Genomic DNA, 21264 nt, shown 5'->3' with positions numbered 1-21264 from the left:
ATCCCTATTTGACCCTATGAGCAAAGACCACATCCGGGATCCGTTTTAAATTGCCTAGGATCTCCTTCAATTGGTCCAAATGTTCTACTTCTATCATGAAGCGAGCCATCAAAGTATCTTTTTGGACTGTAGAAGCTCCTGCCTCCAGAATATTTGTCTGGGTCCCAGAAATACTTTTTACCATCTCTAGATAAATTCCCTGGCGATCTTTTGCTTTTACTTCTACTCGAACAGGTACAGGTTCTGTTTGGCCATAGTCCCAATCCACTGTGATCTGTCTGAGTTGTTCTTCTTCTCTTTGTTTTAATGCAACGCTACAATTCTTTTTGTGAACGGAAACGCCACGTCCTCTAGTTACGAAACCGATGATCTGGTCTCCAGGAAGAGGAGAACAACAACCTGAAAGTCGAACTGGAATATCTCTTAATCCTGCGACTAAAATTTTTCCGCCTGCAACTTGACCATGCGCTTGAGTCTGTTTAGAAACTTTTTCAGAAGGTTTACGTTTAAGCTCTTCTAACACTTCTGCATTGAGAGTAAGTTCGCCTGCACTCTCAGCACCTTGTTCCAGATCTTTGCTTGTCTCTTCTCTGAGTTTTCTAAAATAAGCGCGTAACTTTTGTCTGGCAGAAGGAGTTTTAACAATACGAAGCCATATGGGAGAAGGTTTGGATCTTTTGTCTACAACCACTTCTACCTGATCACCGCTGCGAAGTTCTGTACGAAGAGGGATCATTCTACCGTTGATCTTCGCTCCCTTACAATGCAAACCTACATCCGTATGAATTCTAAATGCAAAGTCTAGAACTGTAGCACCTTTAGGAAGTTGTATAATTTCTCCCTTAGGAGTGAAAACGAATACCTCGTCCTCATGAAGATCGTATTTTAATTCTTCTAAAAATTCTTTAGGATCTAAAGAAGAATCCTGCCAAGTCTGCAAGACTTCCAACCATTTCACAGTTAGATGCCTTTCGTTAGCATGAGTTTTTCCTTCTTTGTACACCCAGTGAGCAGCAATCCCGAATTCAGCGATCGCATTCATCTCTGCAGTACGGATCTGTACTTCTAAAGGTTTTCCGTCGGGACCGATCACAGTTGTATGAAGTGATTGGTACATATTTGTTTTAGGAGTTGCGATATAATCTTTAAATCTACCTGGGACAGGAGACCAAAGTGTATGCACGATCCCGAGTACTCCGTAACAATCCTTGATCTCGTCCGTAACGATACGGATCGCTCTTAGATCGAAAATTTCGTCGAAGGTTTTCTCCTTCGTTTTCATCTTACGATAGATGGAGAAGAAATGTTTTGCTCTTCCTTCGACATTCGCGTTGATCTGAATTTCAGCGAGCCTTTGTTTCAGGATCAGCTGAAGTTTTTCTATATAATCTTCTCTTTCTGATTTTTTGGCGCTGATCCTTTTTTTAATGTCCTGGTATTCTTCCGGAAAGATTACCTGAAATGCTAAATCTTCTAATTCAGATTTAACTGAATAAATACCAAGCCGTCCAGCAATGGGAGCATATAAGGAAAGAGTTTCGTTTGCGATCCTTCTTTGCTTTTCAGGAGGTTGGAAAGAAAGAGTCCTCATGTTATGGGTTTTATCAGCAAGTTTGATCAGAATGACTCGAATATCCTGGATGGTTGCAATAATGATCTTCCGAATATTCTCAGCGGCTTCCGTTTCTTTGGATTGGCTTTTGATCTGAGAAATTTTAGTCACGCCTTCTACAAGTTGAGTGATCTCAGTTCCGAAATCTCGGACCATATCGTCTCTTGTGTATTTTGTGTCTTCTATCACATCATGAAGGATACCAGCAGAGATTACCTTCTCATCCAGACCCAACTCGTATAAAATAAAACCAACCTGAAGAGGATGAACTATATAAGGTTCCCCCGAAAGACGGAATTGCCCTTGGTGAGAATCTTCCGAAACCTTATAAGCCTTCTCGATCATTTCCAAGGCTTCGGGGCCCATGGTTTCCCGAACCCCTTCGATTAACATTTCTTTAGTGGCTGGAGCCTTAACAAATCCCATTCTTAGGTCCTTATATCCAAACCAAGATCCAAAAATCTGGTAGTATGAGTTATGTATCCCATACTCACTCCTACTCCAGGAAATTCGGACAATGCTTCTAATTTTTCCGGAGTGATCCCTCCGGAACATTCTATTAGGATTTTAGGATTTTTTTCTTTTACCTTTTGGAAGGCTTCTCGTGTATCAGGTATATTAAAATTATCTAACATTAAAACGTCTGGTTCTGCTTCGAGTGCGTCTTCCAGTTGGTCCAAGGAATCTATTTCCAGCTCCACCATTCTTCCTGGAAAATTGGATCTGATTTTTCCTACAGGGATTTTTGCAGATCCGAATAAAGCCAAATGGTTGTCTTTGATCATCGCCATTTCAGAAAGATCCAATCTATGATTGGAACCACCACCGCAGTACACAGCATACTTTGCAAGTTTCCTGTAACCTGGCAGTGTCTTTCTGGTATCCAGGATCATTATACCCTTAGACCTATACTGATCTACGATCTTTCTAGTCGAAGTAGAAATACCGGAAAGATATTGTAGGAAGTTTAGAAGAATTCTTTCTACACGTAACATAGAGAGAAGACTGCCTTGTATCTCTGCAATCTTGTCTCCTTTGACGAATTTTTCTCCGTCTTTAAAGAAGAAGTTAAACTGCAAATCTCCGCCAGAAAGTTTGGAGAGCACCTCAGTAACACCGCTACCACAGAGAATTCCTTCTTCTCTTGCGTTTAAGTATGCGATCGCTTTTTGATCTGGAGAGAATAAGGAAACTGACGTTATATCTTGGTCAGGACAATCCTCGTCCCATGCCATTTTAGCCAGGGGAAAATAATCCGCCTCGCTCGTCTCTGATATAGGCTTGGTATAAGCCCTCTTCACTTTGAATTCACCGCTAAGTAAAACTGTTTCGAATAATAAATGAGGATCAAGCGGAATTCGAAATTTTCAATCTATAGAAAAAAGAAAGGCCCGGAAAATTCCGAGCCAACCATTTGTGTTGAGTTGCTAAAATATTAGACTTTTATCAACGAGCTTCTTCGTCGCTTTCCTGTTCACCAGAGTCGGACGGTTGCTCACTTTCTGTAGAAGGTGCCGGAGTTGAAGGCTCTTCTTCTTCGGGTTCTTGCTCAGAAGTGGAAGCTGGAGGAGTTGTTGTCTCTTCCTTCTTCTCTTCAGGAGTAGAAGCTTCTACTTTGTCGCTTCCAGTCTGCTTTTTAGGAGCTTTTTTGGGATCAAACTTAGTGGATCCTTTAGCAGGTGGAATTAGCAATACTTGTTTAGGGAAGATCAAGTTTGGATTTTTGATCTTGCCGCGGTTCGCATCATAGATACGTTTCCAAAGTTTAGAAGTACCGTAATGTTGTTTGTAAGCAGAAATTCTCCAGAGGCAATCTGCAGGAATTTTCTTACGAACTACGTATTTTTTCCAACCTTCAGGAAGTTCTCCGGAAGAAGAAGCAGTTGAATCTTCTCCTTTTTTGGTAGAAGAAGAACTATCTCCTGCATCACCTTTGCGACCAGCTACTGAAGATCCAGTGCGCAATCTTTCTGCGATATCATCAGACTGATCTACTACGATGCGAGAAAGTCTGATCGCTTCTTCAGATCTACCAATTGAATCTTCGTATTTTTCGGAAGAATATAACTCTTCTGCGGAAACTAAAGATTCATCTGCTGCTTTTAAGTTCTCGTCTGCTCTTTGGTAAGAAGTTTGGAGATCTTTGCTGGATTTCAGTTTAGACTGATCGATTCCAGATAGTTTATCCTTAGCTTTTCCGATAGAATCTTTTGCTTCTACCTTCTTCTTGAGTGCGTAAGCTTGGATGTTTTTTGCTACGAGTTCAGCTGATTTTTTGCGGATATCATCGATTTCGGAATAACCTTCTTTGATCTTTCCTTCGTCGATTTTTGCCTTAGCGGCATTCAAACGTTCTCTTGTTTGCGCTACTTCTGGGTCTTGTCCGCCAGCATATCTGTCCGCATCATCCAGATTTTTTTCGATATCTGCAAGAGAATCGATCAGCTGTTGTTTTTGGGAAAGAGCCAAAGACTTGGCATCAGATGCCGACTTTTTGGACTCCAGATATTTTTTATTACTTTGTTCGTACTGATCGAAAGCAGTAAGACGTGTCTTAAGTTTTGCATCGTCTCCGGATTCCTTAGGATAGGATTCCAAAGTACGGTCTGCGTTATCTCTTAGAGTGTCCCCTTCTTTCTTAAGTTCTACTGCATTATTATAAGGTTCTGCAGCAAGCTGAGAAGCATAAGCCTCGTCCGCTTCGTTGATAGCGGTATTCGCTTGGGTCTTTGACTCTTCAGTTAATTGAGGATAAGATCTTTCTAATGCATCATACGCCTTGCTTTTTGCGTATTCAGCACTTTTCTTAGTCTCGCCCAAGTCTTCGTTAGAAGCTTTTTCATGAGCGGTCAAAAGACTTTTGCGAGCTTCCTCGAATTCTCCAGAAGCGTATCTTTCTGCGCCTGCATCTTTAGCGCGAGTGATAGCGGTTTTTGCTTCCGCCAATTCTTTTACAGGTAGTTCCGATCCACAGGCAACTAGGAATCCTAAGACTCCTAGTACCAAAGATGGGAACGATATAGCTCGAAAAGTTTTCATTTATTTTGCACCAGCCAGATGATCGTTAAAAAATATGCCTTACTTATTTGAAGGCAGCGACTGCATCAGCTTCGTTATCGAAGATCTCGAAGAATGACGTTAATTTAGTTAATTCGAATACCTTTCTTACGGAACCCGCAACATTGATTATCTTAAGTCCACCCTGGTATTTTTTTAAGTTAGAGAGGCTGGAAATCAAAGCACCGATTCCGGATGAGTCGATATAAGAGACCTTTTCCAGATTGATAATAGTATAGTATTTCTGCTCTTCAATGAGCTTTGCGATCACATCCTTAATCTCAGGGGCATTGTATAAATCTATCTCCCCATTGATGTCCAGAATTACGATGTTACCGCTTTCCCTTCTGGTGATTTCCATAAAAAATCAGCAACTCCTTTCTTTATCTGTTTGAACCATCCTACAATAGGGGGGTCATTCTCTATATAGTCAACGAGAAATTTCCGGTGTTTCGTACAAATTTTTCCATTTAACAAAAAACTCGCTGAAATTTCCAACTTCGATGGAATGTCGAAGTTCTTTCATGAACTTTTTCATAAAATGCAAATTATGGTACGTGCTCAAGGAAAATGCACTCAGCTCTTTCACGTGATGCAGGTGTCTGATATACCCAATACTGTATCTTTTGCACACTTTGCATTCGCATTCTGGGTCCATCGGCTCATCTCGAAACTTCCATTTTTCATTTCTGAGATTCACTTTTCCTTGAGAGGTGAACACTTGCCCATTTCTAGCATTGCGGGTGGGGAGAACACAGTCAAACATATCGACTCCGTTTCGAACTCCTTCCAGAATATCAGGAACAGTCCCCACTCCCATCAGATATAATGGTCTAGTCCGATCGGTGTACGAGGAAATTCCTTCCATAGTTCTGATAAAATCGGGTCTGGGTTCTCCCACAGAGAGACCTCCGATCGCAATTCCGGAGAACGGAAGAGAGCGGATCTTCTCCAAACTCTCCAATCTCAGATCTAAATTGGTTCCACCTTGGAAAATCCCGAATAGAAATTGATTACGTTTGTCTTTCTCCCAGTAATTCACGGCTTCTTCTGCCCAGCGATGAGTTCGATCTAGAGCATCTTTTATCCGAGAAACAGTTCCGTCTCCGGGAGGACAATCGTCCAGAACCATCATGATGTCAGAGCCGATTGCTCTTTGGATATCGATCACTTTCTCGGGAGTGAAAAAATGGGGACTTCCGTCGATATGAGAGCGGAATTCCACTCCTTCTTTCTTAAATTTTACGAGAGAATTCAGACTGAAAACTTGGAAACCACCGCTGTCTGTGAGCAGTGCTTTTTTGTAAGAAACAAAGTTTTTAAGTCCGCCAAATTTCTCCAGAACCTCTGTACCTGGACGAAGATAAAGATGATAAGTGTTTCCGAGGATCAGTTCATAACCTAACTCATCTATGTCGTCAGAGTCCAGGGACTTGATTGCACCTCTTGTGCCCACAGGCATAAAAACTGGTGTTGGAATTTCTATTCCGTTAAGCGATAAGGTTCCGGTTCGAGCGAAAGAATTTGGGTCTTCTACTCTGGATCTATAGATCATTTTTTGTTCGGACAATTCGGATCCAAACAAGTGCCGTAAATATTCAAACTATGACCAGTGATCTTAAATCCGTTGCTTGCAGCAGCCTGCTCTTGCAACTGTTCTATCCTCTCGTCCATGAATTCTACGATCCTGCCGCAATCCCCACAGATGATATGATCGTGATGAGTATGACCTATAATATGTTCGTAGTATTTATAATCTTGGCCGAAATTATGCTCCTGCAATAACTTCGCCTCCACCATGATAGATAAAATTCTGTAGATGGTGGCCTTGGAAATTTTATCCCTCTGGTCCTTGAATTCTTCCAGTAGGCTTTCCGCAGTAAAGTGATTGTGCAGGGAGAAAATACGTTCTGCGACTAACATCCTTTGGTTGGTGATCTTTAGTCCCTTCTTCTGTAAGTAGTCAGAAAAAGTTTTCATCTCCATCCGGATGGAATCGTCTACGGTTTTCAGAATTTCAGTTTCTCGGTCTTTGTTCATTTTTCAGGAGAAAAGATATGGAACTTAGTTTGTAGAATTTTCCTTTCGGATCAAGGAAACTCAGAATGTTCATATTCTTTTCCACAATTTAAGATCCGGTTATGAGAATTATCAAGTGGAATTTCATTTTTAGGAAATGAAATACTACTCTTCCTCACCTTCTATCTTGCCCGCTATAGAATAATACCAGGCTCTTTCCATTTCTTCTGCGATACGGACTGCGAGAATTTTGAGTAACCTGGTCTGGGCCTGGCCCTCTGTTTCCATAAATCCAACTTGATCTGAATAGATGATCCTTGCTGGGATTTCAGTTCTTTCTAATGGGATTTTTTCGCCGCCTGCTTTTTGGAGTTCTACCTTACAGACAACGAACATCTCTTTACTTAGCTGTTGGCCACCCTGATCCAAAAGAGCTCCAACTTGTTGGTAATGACTGATCTCTCCGTAGATACGATATGCAGCTTGGGACTTCTCCCTGGTCTGGATAAATCTGCCTCGATAATTGATCTCTTGTTTTACCAGATCGGAGAGAGTGGTATGCATTGCGATCCCATAGGAATTATTCCGAAAATTCTGCACATATATGGTGCGTTTGGAATCAGGTATTGGGATCCCATCAATTTTAGGAGGATTGCCGGGCTCCCGAGTAATGTAGGTACAGGAACTTAGGCAAAAAACCAGAAAAATCGGAACAAGAAGCCTCATAACATCAGGCTTTTCCCCAAGTATGAGGCGGCAAGAAAATTTCACAGATTTCAGGCTTTACAATTTAGAGGAACCGGATCTGAATTCGCAAATGGGAAAAAATTTCCTAAAACTTTTTCCACAAATCCCGTATCGATCCGGCCTAATATTTTTACTACTTATGCTCGCATGGGCAGAAGGTAAAGCAGGCGAAACTGGTTCCAAGGTTTCTGCAGTTTCTCCCAATTTAAAAACAAACCCGCCCGTTCAAAAAAATATTTGGGATGATCTTACACCTGAGGTTTTGGCGGATCTTGGAAATTTAGGTTTTCCGATGGAGATGGAAACTCCTATCTCAGGTTCTTATGCAGAATATAGAGTGCATCACCTCCATATGGGCTGTGATTTTAAAACATTCCACACGAACGGGATCGCAGCAATTTCTCCTTTTCAAGGATATATAGAATCGATAGGCCAATCCACAAAAGGATATGGCTCCAATATTATTTTAAAATCTTCAGGTTCTACTCTAAAAGCAAAGTTTGCTCACTTACTGGATTTCAAAGGTTTCAGAAAAGATTTGGATCTGCTGAGAGAAGCTTTGGCATTACTTAGCGGCGGAGAATTTCAGGTAAAACTTTCTCCAGGTTCTTATAATCTTCCCAAGGGAGAAAATATTGCAAGGCTCGGAGAATCCGGAACTGGAGTTAGCCATTTACATTTTGAATTACATTTACCTAATGGAACCTTAAACCCTCTCCCCTATTTGCCTTTGAGAGGAAAAGACAGATTTTCTCCTGAACTTTTACTATTGTATGTTGATTCAGAAGATGGAGTCCAGGCAAGATTACCTTTGGAAAAAAAAGGAGAAGGTAGATTTGCACTTCCAGGAAACCAAAAACTGAATCTTGCGGGAGGGGTCCGTTTTAGGTTGGGCGCTTATGACCAAATGACTTCTCGTAATAAAAACAATTTATTCTTTGCAGGACTTTATAAGGAAGAAGTTCCCTTATACGAAAGATCCTTTAGGGGAATGAGTTATGAAGAAGCAAGGATCCATCATGATATATTCGATTCTAATCGTTCTTCTTTAAATCCTCCTGTTTATGTTTATAATCTATTTCCTGCAAAAGGACCGAGCATAGATCTCAGAAATTTTGAAACTGGGAGTATAGTCAAACTTGTTCTCAAGGCTTCCGATCATGCAGGAAATCATTCTATTCTTCCCTTAGAAATAGAAGTAGGAGCTGTAAATTCGAAGAAACCTTCTATCACAAAAACTGAATTTAATTCTACTGATGGAATTCTGAAGATCAAAACTCCAAACAAAACAACGTACGGCCAAGGCTCTCTTATCTTCAAAAAGATCGAAAAATTGGAAGAAGATCTAAAACTTCCAGAAGGCCTCAAATCCAAAGGTCCTATTTATGAATTAGAATCTTCTGATCTTTCTTGGGTGGGAGAAGCAGAACTTACTTGGAGAGGCGCTGCCCTTGGCAAAAAAGATGGGATCTATATCTACGATAAGGCTTCTAAAAAATGGTCTGCCTTAAGACAAAAAGGCCAAATTGCTCTACTCACTAAACTTGGAGCATTAGCAATCCTGACTGACGATGCAAAGCCTGCAGTCAATTATCCATACTTAATCACAAGACATAGAAGGATCAAGGGCCAGGAAGAAGAAGGGATAGAAGAAAGATTATACACCGTTTCCGACACAGGCTCAGGTTACGCAGGTGGTGCAGAAGTTTTACTCGAAGGAGAAATTTATCCTAGCGAGTTTGACGGGGACCGTAAAATGCTAATCGTTAAATTTCCTAAAACTTTCTCCGCTTGGAAAAAGTATATGTTACTTCAGATCCGAATTAAAGATCGCGCAGGAAATTCCTCCGATTGGTTTACTGATCTGGTAAGATTTTAGTTTTAGAGACTAAAGAGTTAAAAAAGCCGCAAAGAAGAGAAGAGTTATCACCAAGTTAAGAAAACTTAAATAAATATCTTCTTAACTTGGCGCCTTTGCGTGAGAAAAATTCCTCTCTGGTCTTAGTCTTGGTTTTGGAGAGAGTATCTACTGATTTGCAGGACTTTAAACTTGGTTTCTGCTCCGCCAAGATTTAAAGAAGCGTTATCTCCTACTTTTTTACCTAAAAGAGACTTAGCAAGCGGTGACTGGTAAGAAATAATATTTCTTTCAGTATCCGCGTCCCAAGCACCCAAGATAGAATAAGTTTGGTCTTCTCCGCTGGACTCGTTTTTGAGTTTTACAGTGGTTCCGATATTGATACGATCCGTTTTCACATTGGAAAGATCTAAAACAATAGCAGCTTTGAGTTCTGCTTCCAATTTTTTGATCTGAGCTTGGAGCTGGACTTGTTTTTCCATAGCGGCTTTGTATTCCGCGTTTTCTCTTAAGTCCCCTCTCTCCTGAGCCTCTCCGATATCTCTGGAGTTTTCAGGCATCTCAACGTTTACCAAATGATCAAACTCTGCTTTTTTAGCATTCAGAGCGCGACGAGTAACCATAACCGCGTTTTCTGGAATTCTTGCGAGAACGTCTTCTTCCTCTTCATCATCATCCTCATCTTCCCAGATAAGGTCTGGTTTAAGAACTCTGATGAGAGACATCAATTTGTCTTTTTCAGTCTCTTCGATATAAGGAACTTCTCTATAAAGAGCATAAACTTTGCGGATATATTCTGAATCTCCGTTTTGGATCGCCTCGCTGATCACAGCTGCTTCGTTTCCAAAAAGGATCTCTTGGCAGGTGTTCTTAAGTTTAGTTCCTTTTTCCTCAATTTTGTTTAGAGGTTTAAGTAAACGAAGAACTCTTAAGATTAGATCTTGTCTGGAAACGTTCATCCATTCTTCTTCCCAAGTTTTGAGAAGGATAGATTTTGCCACCCAAAGGAATACTTCAGGATTTTCTTTAGCACGGCTGGATGAAGTTTCGATGAATAAGTTTAGTTCAGCGAACTTTCCGTCAGCTTCCAGAACAGAAACTACGTATTTGTTGTTCTTAACCGGAACTTCGAAAAGAAGTCCAACAAGAATATTGACCCATTCAGAATGAGATTTTTTCACTAAGTCTACAAAAGACTTTTTGATATCTAAGTTGCTGATCTTAGAAGAATATTCCAGAACCTCTTCTCTTTTGAGAGACTTAACGATCTTGGAAACATCATCCAACTTTTGATACCTTTGGAAATCGTAAGGACTTCCGTCGTCACCTTCCATGGTAGAAGCGACTTCATCCAGATACAGATATGCAACTATCTTGCGGAATGAATCGTGAGTTTGCTCTTCTTCGAAATAATGATGAGCGAAAGTATCGATCGCTGATTCAGCCTCTTCTTTGTTTCGAAGTGCTTCGATAGCGATGTCTAAACGTTTTGCAGGATCTGCGTTCGCGTTGAATTTTTCAGTCAATTCTTCCGCATAAGTGATTGGTTTTTCTCTATACCAGAGTTCGTCTTTTTTCTTAGGGTTAAAGCCTAGGTTATCTTCTTTTTTGATAACATTCTTAGCTTTGTTCCACCATTTAGACCAATCAACTACAGGGATAAATTTTCCTGCGATCTCTGCCTTCATTTCGGCAACCAACATATGGTTTTCGAAAGAAGTTAATAATTCTTTAAAGAAGCCAGGAACATCAGTCTCGAATAGAGAAACAACAGAAGCTTTGTCTTCATAAAATCTTACCCAGATATGATCCCCTTTTAAAGGTTTCAAACTGGTGATCGCCATTTGGATGGAAAGTTTATGATTCTTTTTATCCCTGAAGTCTACAAAGATAGAATCTCCATTAGGCGAAATAGAAACAATCTTACCTACTCCCCAGTTTCTGTGAAGAACGTAGTTGCCTGTATCGAATACGATGTTTCTTTCGAAGTTGGAAATACAAACCTTAACAGGTTTTCTGTTATTTCCTAACTCGGACATTTTTAAGAAATCTTCCAACAAGCTGTGGTTGGCATATTTCAGTTTATAAACTCTGATCAGTTCGTTTCTTGCTTTGTTGGAAACAGGCTCATGATCCAGGATCTTTTTCAAAAGATAGATCACTCTATCCCAATCTTCAGTGATCTTGAATGGCTCAACTAATGGATAAAGATAACCTGCAAGACGGGTCTTTTCGCGATGACCTAAAAGGATACGTTCTACTTTTTCTACGAATTGGATATCATCGTAACTATTGGTTACGAAAATCGGCCAGATCTCTTCGAATTGTAGATAGTCTTTTGTTTTTGCAAAAGTCTCAATCGCTTGTTTTAGATAAGCGACTGCTTTCTCTTTATTTTCATCAAGAATTGCTAATGCGTATTTTTTAGCGATCTCTGGGTTCTTGCGGTCTTGTTTTGCAAGTTTTTCAAGGATAGGTTTTAGCTCTTTATTCTTCTTTAGTTTTTCAAGAGCTTCTGCTTTGAAACGAAGAGCATAACGATCCTCTCCGAATTTTAAAATATTGTCAGTGATATGTTCAATGATGACCCATTTGCTGGCTTGTTTGAAAGAATCCAGCAAAGTTTTGAAATAAGAAGCAGCGTCTATACTTCCTTTCTGTAGTCCAAGTAGTCCAAGCATATATCTTGCAGAAATACTTTCAGAATGATCAGCAAGATGTTCTTCCAATTTTGTTTTGGCAGAATCTATAAGTCCGGATGATTGAAAGGATTCTATAAGATCGTCGTAAATTTTAAATTTAGATGCTGGAATGGAATTTGCGTCCGAGCGTACATAAATCTCCTCGTTGAAAAGAGAAGTCAGCTTGTCCAGTTCGCTGGCAGGCTTAGTTTCCGCGGTTGTCGCAGTTTCGTTAGACATAGGAATTACTCCGCCGACGGGGTCGGCATTCAAAAATAGGTTCGGATGGGCGGTTTTTTTGTCTCTTAAGAGCCCTTTCAGATCAATTATAGCAGCTTAGGCTTATCCGTAAACTAGAATTTGGGTGTTAGAGTTTCAGAGTGTCTGTACGTGTCACTTAGGGATGCATTTTGGCATTTATTTTAAGCTATAGACGTAGAGTTTGAAAGAAAGGCAAGACTTGTGGCACGCAGAGACACGGAGCCGCGGAGGATTTAGATAATAGAAATATCTTAAGTCTCTGTGTCTTAGCGTCTCTGCGTGAGATAACCTCTTTATCTCTTTTACCTCTGCGTTCTCCGCGCGAAACCGTTCGGGAATAAAAAAGAAATTTCACAGATCAAATCTTCTCTTTGCGAGAGAGTAGATCTTTCCTATTCGATACCATTTTTTACAAATGGCAAATTTTCAGAAGAAAACAGAGTAAGATCGGATCGATCGCCGGTGGCGGTGGATTCGGATTTGTTGTGCCATCCGGACTAGTATCATCCACATTCGGAGGCGGTGGTTCCGGCGGAGTGTCCGGTAGATGCCAACCTAATTCACGGATCTTATTTCCAACTGCTTGGCCCCAGACTTGAAATCCAGCCGGGGAAGGATGAATCAGATCTCCAAAAGTTAAATCCGCCCGAGGCACAGGCGCTCCAGGATACAGCGCCATATAGTCCCAAACTCTGATATACTCAATTTGGCGCCTATTTACAAGTTCTACATATTCATTTTCTAATGCCATCAACCCGATAGATAGTGCAAATCCAAGACTAAGCGGATATGTATTTGAATGTTCCCCGAGTTGACTCATTCCGCTCGGCATACCTCCCGCCGGATAATTCCCAATGAGTAGGATCTTTTTATTCCGGCGTTGAAAGATACTTACGATTCTATCAATATTTGCCTTGGATCTTAAAACACTAATAGGAAGAAGCCAACGATAAGAATACAAGAAGGGAGCCATATGTAAAATATCATTCCCGCCGATCTCAAAAGCTACTTTTGTAGCCGTTACATAATTGGAATTGATAGGCGCACCAGTACTGGGATCAATTTTAAAACATTCAATTAATTTGAAAAATAAATCATCGCTCGTCCAACCTGCTACTCCAAAATTTTGAACATTCCAAATTGATGTATCTGCTCCAAGTAGCGCATTCATATTGGAAAAGTTATAAGGTATCGAATCAGCAAAGTCCGTTCGACTATCTCCGTAAATTGTTATTCTTGTGTTTGCGTCGTATTGAATATACGAAATCGGAATGGAATCGCCTCCATCCCTCTTTGTATCACAATCATTTTGATGTCCATTTCCTTCGTAATAGATCTGCCCCGAAACTTCAGAATATCCTAAAAGTAGGAAAATGAGTAATATAATTTTCTTCATATTATCTCAAAAATTCGTTACCTTAATACTGTAATTGCAAGATGCAGGCACATCTCCTGCAGAATCTACAGCATAGGAATAAATTGCGTATCTGTAATAGTTGGATCGATTGATAGAACAATTGATTTGATTTCCGGAAGGACCCTCTAAATAAGTAAAGGCGGAAATATTACATGTTCCCGGATTCGGTGGTGGATCTAACAAATAGACTGCATTATCAAACCAATCACAATAATATAATTCAAAGCGAATTTTGCATCCACTACTGTCCAAGATTTTCAATTCTAAATTTGTACCATTGAAGCCTGGTTCCTTTTTCACTCCTTGTCCGATGCTTACAAATACTTCCTGATTATTTGGAATTGAACTTATCAAATTCCGACAGTAATTTTCCCTTGGGACAAATGCGCCGTCCCAATACAACATACTCAAGTATATAAGCCGATTTTGATCCTCGTATTTATCGTTCGGATCCTGAGGACAACCAAGAAAGAAAAAGCCAAATACCGAATATAGAATAATAAGTTTACTCTTCACAACGCTTCTCCATTCCGTATTTGCTCCTTGATAATTTCTTCTCGGGTCCGAACCAACCAACTCGCATTTTCTTTTTGAAAGACTTCATCCATGAAAGAATTCTTTTGATCCGCCTCGGACATATAACTATATAGATAAATCCCGGCGGATACATTCAATTTTAGAGACTGCCTCTCTTCCGAAGTTAAATTTTTTATCCCTTCCATCTGTCCTTTATAATAAGATCTCATCTCCGTTAGGCGAGAATTCCGAATTTCCTGTAATTTTTGAGAAGAAATCGGCTTTGGCCATACTAGATCTCCTTTGTCCCAAGCTTCCATATCAGCTTCAATTTCTCCATCGGCGGTCCCTAAAAAGGCGAAGGTTTCGGAAAGTGCGTCCGCGGATTTTTGGATATTTTCAGGCTTGTTCCAACCGGAATTTATCAGAGATTTTTCAAATTCTCCAAGGGTTTCGATCTCACTTGCAGAAGGTTGTAAAATGGCATTATGAAAAATCTGCAAAGAGACTAAGGCCTTTTCGAAACGGCTCTTCGCCTTGGCATGAGCACCAAACTGAAAATCCAAATCGGTACTACAGTCTGCAAAAAACAGGGGGAACAGTATAAATATTAAAAAAGAATAAGAAGTAGGGAGATTTAGCATCCTCCCCTTCATGTATAAGCCTACTTGAACCGATTTTCGCCCAATTAAATAAATCTCCATTTTGACATATTTTCCATATTAAAAATACGAAATACAGAAAAATATTACATAAATATGGAATAATGATTCCGCTCCGCACAAGAGCATGCAGAGAAAAACTCCGTGAATTCCGTATTCTCCGTGCGAAACTATTATAAAACAAAAAACGCGGGAAAGTTCCCGCGTTTTGATTAGAGTCGAATTGTGAGAAAGGCTTACTTGCCGTTTCCACCACCTTCACATTCTTTCTCTGCTTTCACTTTCAACATCTTATCCAACTTACGTTTAGAGCGGCAATCATCCGCATCGAAGTCGATAGAAGCTCCGTCGAAGTGAACTTCGAATACGTCAGAAAGAACTCTTAGCTCATCAAAGAAGAGATAAACAGTTTCTCCGCTCGTATCGTTACGAGAGCGAATTTTAAATTGTTTGAATACAAGTGTCTTAACTTGAGGGAAAGAGTTTACGTCTTGAGGAACTCCCGGAGGAATTTCAAAAGTAAGAGGTCTCCAACCAATAAAGTCCAGATCTCCGAATTGGAAGATATGAGAATCACCTTTCCAATCTTCTAACCAACCCTCTAGATTATATTCGTTACCACGACCACAAACCCAAACAGAAACCGCTTTTACGATCCCTGGGAATTCAACACCATAGATCTTGAATTCTTTTCTTTTATTGTTCGCGTCTAAGTATGCCATTTTACGAGTGATCTCGTATTCAGGAGTGCGAGGAGGACGGATACTTACTGAGTTATCTCCTGGGAAAGTGAATGCAAACTTCACTCCCAAAACTTTTCCAGTTCCAGCGTCTACATTCTTGATGTCTCCAGGTTTTCCTGGTAGAAGTTTCACTTCTCTCAATGCTTGCGCGTTAGAAGCAGTTGGCTGGTACTGAGACTGTTGTCCTTGAGGAACAAGAGTGTCTTTATCAGTAGCAACTTCCCAACCGTAAGGAGCAGCGCCTGGGGGATTATCCCAAGATTCTACAGTGATGGAGCGTAACTCCATTCCACTTACGTCGATACCGGTAGGAGATTCGATCCCGCCCTTTTTCTTTTTGATAAATTGCGCACTCACGGTCCCGAGAAGAAGGATGGAAGAAATACCTACTACTACTGCCGCGGTGATTTTAGTTTTTTTGCTGAGGTTTTTCATACGTTTCCTACCGGAGTAATATCACCAATTGTCCTTAATTTCAGAACCAGGATACTTCGTATCAGATTTATCGGCACGAACTTCTAAATCATCTACATAAAAGTAGAAGCTTCCGCCAACTTCATGAACGTCGGAGGTCACGAAAATGGAAACGAATCTTAGGTTCTTGTCCAATAGTGCAAATCTGGTACTTTGAGGAACGAATCCTGGAACAGTTGCAGTTAATTTTCTCCAACCGAAATAATCCAAGCGACCCATTCTGATATTATGGGTTTTTCCTCTATAGTCTCTCAGTTTAACGAATAGAGTATGACGGAATTTTCTTCCCAGAGCCCAAATAGAGATCTGACGAGCTTTTCCTTTTACGATATATTCGTGAGGAGGGAAAACTTCTACACGATCGAATCCTCTATCGTTGTAAAAAGTTTTGATCCCGAGGATATGGTTCTTTTCTAATTGGTCTCCGCCATTATCCGGAACAGTATTTTCATCGAATACGTCTCGGATGAGACCTCTTTGAACCATCTTAAGAGTTTTAGTCTCTCCCAGGGGAGTAGTAGACTTAGCTCTCCAGTCTTCGGACTCCTCGAAGTTTTCGAGTATAATTTTCTCGAGGGGATCCGGTGCTTGGCCACCCTGGCCGCCTTGGTTCCCTCCCGCAGGCTGCTGACCGGAAGTTCCGGTAATAGCCAAGAAAAAGAGAACGCTAGCTAATAAGTACGTCTTTTTCCCCATGAGAATATCTCCTAAAGATTTAGTGCAATCCAATCTAATTCTGAGAGGGAGGGATGTCCGTAATTTCTCCATCCTGAATCAGGCCTTGGAATTTACGTAATACCTCGATCATCTTTCCGACACCTTCTGCCGGAATGAATATGGAAGATTTTTTGCTATTGGACCATTCGGAAACTTTTAAATAGTATCCGTTCTCATTCCGTTTTAGATCTACCAGAAACTTTTTGTTCTGGGTTGCGACCTTCTCCGTTAGGATTTCGGGGTCCAAATAGATTTCTCCTTCCCGTCTCTGTGTATAAATATCGGTAGCCTAAGTTGCAAAATTAGCCAAGTAAAAAGTTTTTTGTGATCTTGAAGAAAAAATCGAAAAAATCGGATCTCTGGGCCGACAACCCAATCTTGGTAGGAACTCCAGTCCCGCGCCAAAGCTCGTCTATATGAGACATAATATCTTTTGCTTCAGCCCTTTTCCACGCGAAGGCGCGAAGAAAAGAAGGTATTTCTGAAGAAAATGATAGCTCTTCTTCGCTTTGCGTCTTGGCGTGAACCTTTCTAACGTTTCCTCTTATTCCAAACTAAAATGCCAATGATCCAAATATAGTTTAAGGCGAGAAGGCCAGCAAGTCCCAGGACTCCCATATTGAACAAAACTTCTTCCGGATTGGAGATTGGGAGAAGGATCCTTGGGTTTTTGGGAAGATCGAAACCGAACTTTTTGCAGGCTTCCAGGACTGCTTCCGCATAATACGAGTTTAACCCAGCAATATTGGAATGAGACAATGATTGCCCTACTCTTGCGTTCTGCTTCTCCCAATCACATACTTTTTCGGAGAATTGTGGGCAGACCGCCCAGGTTAGGACCTCGTCACCTTCTTTCCAATCAGAAGAAACCCAGGGCGCCACATGGAAATACAATGTTTTCTTAATAGAACCTGGAGTGGTCTTAGTGACCTGGTATTTGTATAAAAACTTGGAATCTGTGAATCTATAGATATGAGAATTGGATACTACACCTTCTTTTTGGAAGATAGTTTGTTCTGGGGATTTTAGGCCTAGGAAGAAGCCGAATGCATGGCTCAAATACAAAGCAGAAACAGGTGCAGAGACGAAGCCAAGGAACAAAGCAAAGAATATACTATTTCCGTAAAACTTGGTCAGCCTTAGGGTCATAAAGAACATAGGAAGAAATAAAAAACCAAGACAGGCGATCGTGGAGATCAATGTCCCAAAAAGTCCAATTGGCAAGAAAAGTGCTGCCATTCCGTTCACAAACAGAAGGCCCAAACCAAGTAATCTCCAAGGAGGTTCAGGCTTTTTAGGTCTTTGGTTTTCCCAGTTTTTGACTAAGGCAAACATCTCCCCTATTCTACGACGACAGAGGAAGAAAATCCACTCCAGATTTTAGTGCCGAGGGCTTCTAATTTGCTTGGATAGGCCAAAGAGAATAGGATTCCTCTGGTCCCTCTTAAATAAAATTTTTCCAAAATGATGATCTGGCTTTTGCGGCCATCTTCTCCCACAAAATCGAAACTTGTTCTATATAGGTCCCCTTCTTTTTTGCGAAGATAATTCCATTCTTTCATTGTCCTGGAATTGATACCTCGAAGTGAATCCCAAATCAGATAGTAGTTTTGTGCATTAAAGATAGAAGGATGAAAATGAAGCGTTGTTCCTACAGTGAAAACAATTCGATCCGGTCGAAAGAATAAGATACCTTCACTATTCTTTCTATATTCTTTCTCCCATGTAGAAGGTCCTCCTTCCACTGGAAAGTTTTGGTAGAATCTATGCACTTGCCAGAGATAGTCAGGGTCTTCTCCAGAAAACTCTCTGTCTTCGTCCGGAAATAAATAAGTCAACTCGGGAGGAAGATCGAATGAATATGCAAAGTCTGAACTTCTGATCTTTAAAACTTCTGGAGTCCAACAACCGAATGGATCTGTAAGTCTTTGTAATTCTTTTTCTTTATGTGCGTATTGATCTAAAAATTTTCCCAGAAGTTTTGCTGTTTTTTCATAACCTTCCGGCACTAATTTCCCGTATCTCAATCGATAACAGTACATGGAACCCTTTAAGAGTCGAATTGCAGAATATGGATTTGCATGTTTTTGCAAACTTTCTGCTTCGCTATAATGTAGATCCAATTCTTGTCTGTTCGGAAATACTTCTTTGTAATTTCGATCCAGTATCATTTCTACTTTTCCATCTTTGTAAAAACGATAATTTCGAGATCTGGAATCAGTCTTCCAAACATAATGAGCACTTAATCGATATGCAGTTTGGAGCCTATTATAAAGTAATTCTTCCTTTTTCTCCTGGTCGGAAAACCAAGGCTGTCGAAGAAGTGGATCAACTTCTTGAGAGAATATAGGCACAGCAAACGTGCAGAGAGAAACCAGAACAATAGTATATAATAATTTTATAATATAAAAAACACGGGAAACCGGATTATTTAAAATCCGGGATTTCACTTAAATAAACCTTCTAATTCTCTTAGAGCGCTTATCCCAACAATTTCCATTCCAGGGATTTTTTCTAACTCTGCCAGATTTCCTTTTGGAAGAAAAACTGTCTCTATTCCTACACCTTTCAATTCTTTTAATCGAAGGGAGACTTGTCCAACGGAACGAACTTCTCCAGATAATCCAACTTCTCCAATGACCGCAAATCCTGATTGAACAGGTCTTTCTGTGTAACTAGAAAGTATAGAAGCGCAGATCGCAAGGTCGAGCGCCGGTTCGTCCACCTGCAGTCCTCCTGCCAGGTTTCCGAATATATCACATTCTGATAATGTATGTCCTAAGTATTTTTCGATGACCGCCGCAAGTAGGATGAGTCTTCGAGTGTCTGGACCTTCTGCCATTCTTCTTGCTTGAGAATAATTGGTTCTACTTACCAAGGCTTGGACTTCTACACTCAGAGCTCGGCTTCCTTCTACAACAGAACTGATGACTGAGCCGCTCTTTCCTTCTGTTAGAGAACTGATAAATACTCTTTGTCTGTCTTTTACTTCTTTTAATCCGGATTCCAACATTTCGAAAACTGCGAGGTCTCCTACTGCGCCGAACCTGTTTTTTACGGCGCGAAGAAGTCTGAAATAATTCAGTTTGTCCCCTTCGAAGTATAATACCGTATCGACTAAATGTTCCAATACCTTAGGACCTGCGATCGCTCCGTCCTTAGTAATATGTCCTGTCATTACGATCGGAATTCCAGTGCGCTTTGCAGTTTCCAAAAGAACTTGTGTACATTCTCTGAGTTGTGTAACTGTTCCCGCTTGGTTCGGAAGTGCTTCTCTTGTAAGAGTTTGGATAGAATCTACAAATACCAGATCAGGAGCAACATCCTCAACCATCGCAGAAATATTCTCCGCGTATGTTTCGGAAGAAAGAAGAAGGTTCCCTGATAGAACATTCATCCTTGAAGCTCTAAGTCCGACTTGAGCCGCAGATTCCTCTCCAGAGATGTATAATATTTTTCTGCCTTGAGAGATCATACTTCTGCTGATCTCTAAGATGAGTGTGGACTTACCTACTCCAGGTTCTCCACCTACTAAAATTAAACTTCCAGGAACAAGTCCGCCGCCTAAAACCAAATCCAATTCAGAAAGACCTGAACTCAGACGTTTTGTATCATCCGAAGGTATAGAATCTATAGGAACAGGTTCCTTATAGACTGCAGATTTTTTGTAACTGGGAGAAGAAGAAAAACGATCCCCTCCCGATTCTTCTACAATCGTATTCCATTTTCCGCAGGATTCACATTTGCCTGCCCAACGGGAAAATTCCTGTCCGCAGGATTGGCAAAGAAAGGTTTTGGAAATTTTCTTTTTCAATGTTCGAATAAATTCTCCATTTGGAGCCAATCAATCTGATTGAATACAGGGAGACATTGGAAAGCCTCTTGAGCGAGTTCATATCTTCCTTCTCGGATCAATATCTGAGTGAGTTTTTGGGAAAGAGAGATGAGGAATAAAACATCTCCGGATGCATATTCAATCTGATCCTTAGTTAAACTTTGAGCTCCCCAATCGGAGGACTGATTTTTTTTGTCCAGGGTCTCATCGAAAAATTCTCTGATAATATCTTTCAGACCATGTCTGTCTGTATAAGTGCGGGCAAGTTTGGATCCAATCTTAGTACAAAAAACTCCCTTGGTCAAAATCCCAAGTCTGTATCTTAAGAAGAGGGTATCCATACGAGCAAAATGGAATACTTTGATGATATCAGGATTTTCGAATAATTTTTTGAGTAGAGGAGCCTCTGTTTGGTTGGGCAGAATTTGCACCAGGCTCACTCTATTTTTAGAATCACAGATCTGGACCACGCAAAGACGATCTCTTCTTGGATTTAAACCCATCATTTCGCAATCTACTGCCAAATGATCGTCTTCTAAATATTCTTTGAATCTCTCTTCGGAAAGATCTCCCGGAAAAAGATCCGGCTTATTGTTCGCGCGGTTAGATGCCATAAAGCCAAAATATCCGAATAGGATCTCCGGTCCGCAAGAAAAGTCCGGCCT

At 40.6% G+C, this 21264-nt stretch carries 19 protein-coding genes; 1 reads left to right on the top strand and 18 read right to left on the bottom strand.

Going from position 1 to position 21264, the window contains the following annotated elements; translation table 11 throughout:
- Positions 1 to 4 precede the first annotated feature (4 nt).
- The 7 genes from EHQ52_RS19610 to EHQ52_RS19580 all read right to left on the bottom strand — a co-directional run bounded on the left by EHQ52_RS19610 (position 5) and on the right by EHQ52_RS19580 (position 7414).
- The gene (locus EHQ52_RS19610) at positions 5 to 2038 is read right to left on the bottom strand and encodes a RelA/SpoT family protein (protein WP_135617051.1); all 2034 of its coding nucleotides are present in this window, start codon (positions 2036 to 2038) and stop codon (positions 5 to 7) included.
- A 2-nt stretch (positions 2039 to 2040) separates the two neighbouring features.
- Positions 2041 to 2913 (bottom strand): carboxylating nicotinate-nucleotide diphosphorylase, encoded by an 873-nt coding sequence (gene nadC, locus EHQ52_RS19605; RefSeq protein ID WP_135617050.1) that lies wholly within the window; start codon positions 2911 to 2913, stop codon positions 2041 to 2043.
- Between the two features lie 145 nt (positions 2914 to 3058).
- Complete coding sequence (locus tag EHQ52_RS19600; protein ID WP_135617049.1) at positions 3059 to 4651, bottom strand: lipoprotein LipL71; 1593 nt, start codon at positions 4649 to 4651, stop codon at positions 3059 to 3061.
- A gap of 43 nt (positions 4652 to 4694) precedes the next feature.
- Entirely contained in the window at positions 4695 to 5030 is a 336-nt protein-coding gene (locus EHQ52_RS19595; protein ID WP_008595243.1) for an STAS domain-containing protein, read from the bottom strand.
- A 69-nt stretch (positions 5031 to 5099) separates the two neighbouring features.
- Entirely contained in the window at positions 5100 to 6224 is a 1125-nt protein-coding gene (gene tgt / locus EHQ52_RS19590; protein WP_167492243.1) for a tRNA guanosine(34) transglycosylase Tgt, read from the bottom strand.
- Entirely contained in the window at positions 6221 to 6709 is a 489-nt protein-coding gene (locus tag EHQ52_RS19585; protein WP_008595524.1) for a Fur family transcriptional regulator, read from the bottom strand. Before EHQ52_RS19585 ends, tgt begins: the two co-directional genes overlap by 4 nt.
- A gap of 144 nt (positions 6710 to 6853) precedes the next feature.
- Positions 6854 to 7414 (bottom strand): LPS assembly lipoprotein LptE, encoded by a 561-nt coding sequence (locus EHQ52_RS19580; RefSeq protein WP_135617047.1) that lies wholly within the window; start codon positions 7412 to 7414, stop codon positions 6854 to 6856.
- Positions 7415 to 7505: 91 nt separating this feature from the next.
- Here EHQ52_RS19580 and EHQ52_RS19575 point away from each other — a divergent pair, with 91 nt between their 5' ends.
- Entirely contained in the window at positions 7506 to 9314 is a 1809-nt protein-coding gene (locus tag EHQ52_RS19575) for a M23 family metallopeptidase (RefSeq protein ID WP_135617046.1), read from the top strand.
- A gap of 122 nt (positions 9315 to 9436) precedes the next feature.
- Here the strand turns inward: EHQ52_RS19575 and greA are convergent, their stop codons facing one another.
- The 11 genes from greA to EHQ52_RS19520 all read right to left on the bottom strand — a co-directional run bounded on the left by greA (position 9437) and on the right by EHQ52_RS19520 (position 21213).
- Positions 9437 to 12214 (bottom strand): transcription elongation factor GreA, encoded by a 2778-nt coding sequence (greA, locus tag EHQ52_RS19570; protein WP_135617045.1) that lies wholly within the window; start codon positions 12212 to 12214, stop codon positions 9437 to 9439.
- Between the two features lie 430 nt (positions 12215 to 12644).
- Positions 12645 to 13631 (bottom strand): SGNH/GDSL hydrolase family protein, encoded by a 987-nt coding sequence (locus EHQ52_RS19565; RefSeq protein WP_135617044.1) that lies wholly within the window; start codon positions 13629 to 13631, stop codon positions 12645 to 12647.
- A gap of 6 nt (positions 13632 to 13637) precedes the next feature.
- Complete coding sequence (locus EHQ52_RS19560; protein WP_135617043.1) at positions 13638 to 14168, bottom strand: hypothetical protein; 531 nt, start codon at positions 14166 to 14168, stop codon at positions 13638 to 13640.
- Positions 14165 to 14734: a hypothetical protein gene (locus EHQ52_RS19555; RefSeq protein WP_135617042.1), complete on the bottom strand. Its 570-nt coding sequence runs from the start codon at positions 14732 to 14734 to the stop codon at positions 14165 to 14167. The genes EHQ52_RS19560 and EHQ52_RS19555 overlap by 4 nt, the downstream gene beginning before the upstream one ends.
- 332 nt (positions 14735 to 15066) lie before the next feature.
- Positions 15067 to 16008, bottom strand: a complete 942-nt coding sequence (flaA1, locus tag EHQ52_RS19550) for a flagellar filament outer layer protein FlaA1 (RefSeq protein ID WP_135617041.1) — start codon at positions 16006 to 16008, stop codon at positions 15067 to 15069.
- 21 nt (positions 16009 to 16029) lie between these two features.
- Complete coding sequence (gene flaA2, locus EHQ52_RS19545; protein ID WP_135617040.1) at positions 16030 to 16743, bottom strand: flagellar filament outer layer protein FlaA2; 714 nt, start codon at positions 16741 to 16743, stop codon at positions 16030 to 16032.
- Between the two features lie 34 nt (positions 16744 to 16777).
- Positions 16778 to 17011 carry a DNA-binding protein gene (locus EHQ52_RS19540; protein WP_135617039.1) on the bottom strand — a complete coding sequence of 78 codons (234 nt, stop codon included), beginning with the start codon at positions 17009 to 17011 and terminating at the stop codon, positions 16778 to 16780.
- A gap of 284 nt (positions 17012 to 17295) precedes the next feature.
- Positions 17296 to 18099, bottom strand: coding sequence for a hypothetical protein (locus EHQ52_RS19535; RefSeq protein ID WP_135617038.1), 804 nt, complete (start codon positions 18097 to 18099; stop codon positions 17296 to 17298).
- Positions 18100 to 18104: 5 nt separating this feature from the next.
- Positions 18105 to 19214 (bottom strand): LIC10775 family protein, encoded by a 1110-nt coding sequence (locus tag EHQ52_RS19530; protein WP_135617037.1) that lies wholly within the window; start codon positions 19212 to 19214, stop codon positions 18105 to 18107.
- Positions 19211 to 20578 (bottom strand): DNA repair protein RadA, encoded by a 1368-nt coding sequence (radA, locus tag EHQ52_RS19525; RefSeq protein ID WP_135617036.1) that lies wholly within the window; start codon positions 20576 to 20578, stop codon positions 19211 to 19213. The genes EHQ52_RS19530 and radA overlap by 4 nt, the downstream gene beginning before the upstream one ends.
- Positions 20575 to 21213, bottom strand: a complete 639-nt coding sequence (locus tag EHQ52_RS19520; RefSeq protein WP_100710526.1) for a ribonuclease D — start codon at positions 21211 to 21213, stop codon at positions 20575 to 20577. Before EHQ52_RS19520 ends, radA begins: the two co-directional genes overlap by 4 nt.
- Between the last annotated feature and the right edge of the window lie 51 nt (positions 21214 to 21264).

Source organism: Leptospira koniambonensis, assembly GCF_004769555.1.
GTDB classification, from domain to species: Bacteria; Spirochaetota; Leptospiria; order Leptospirales; family Leptospiraceae; genus Leptospira_B; species Leptospira_B koniambonensis.
The sequence above is the reverse complement of the archived record's forward strand: the minus strand, read 5'-3'. Positions and strand labels throughout refer to the sequence as shown.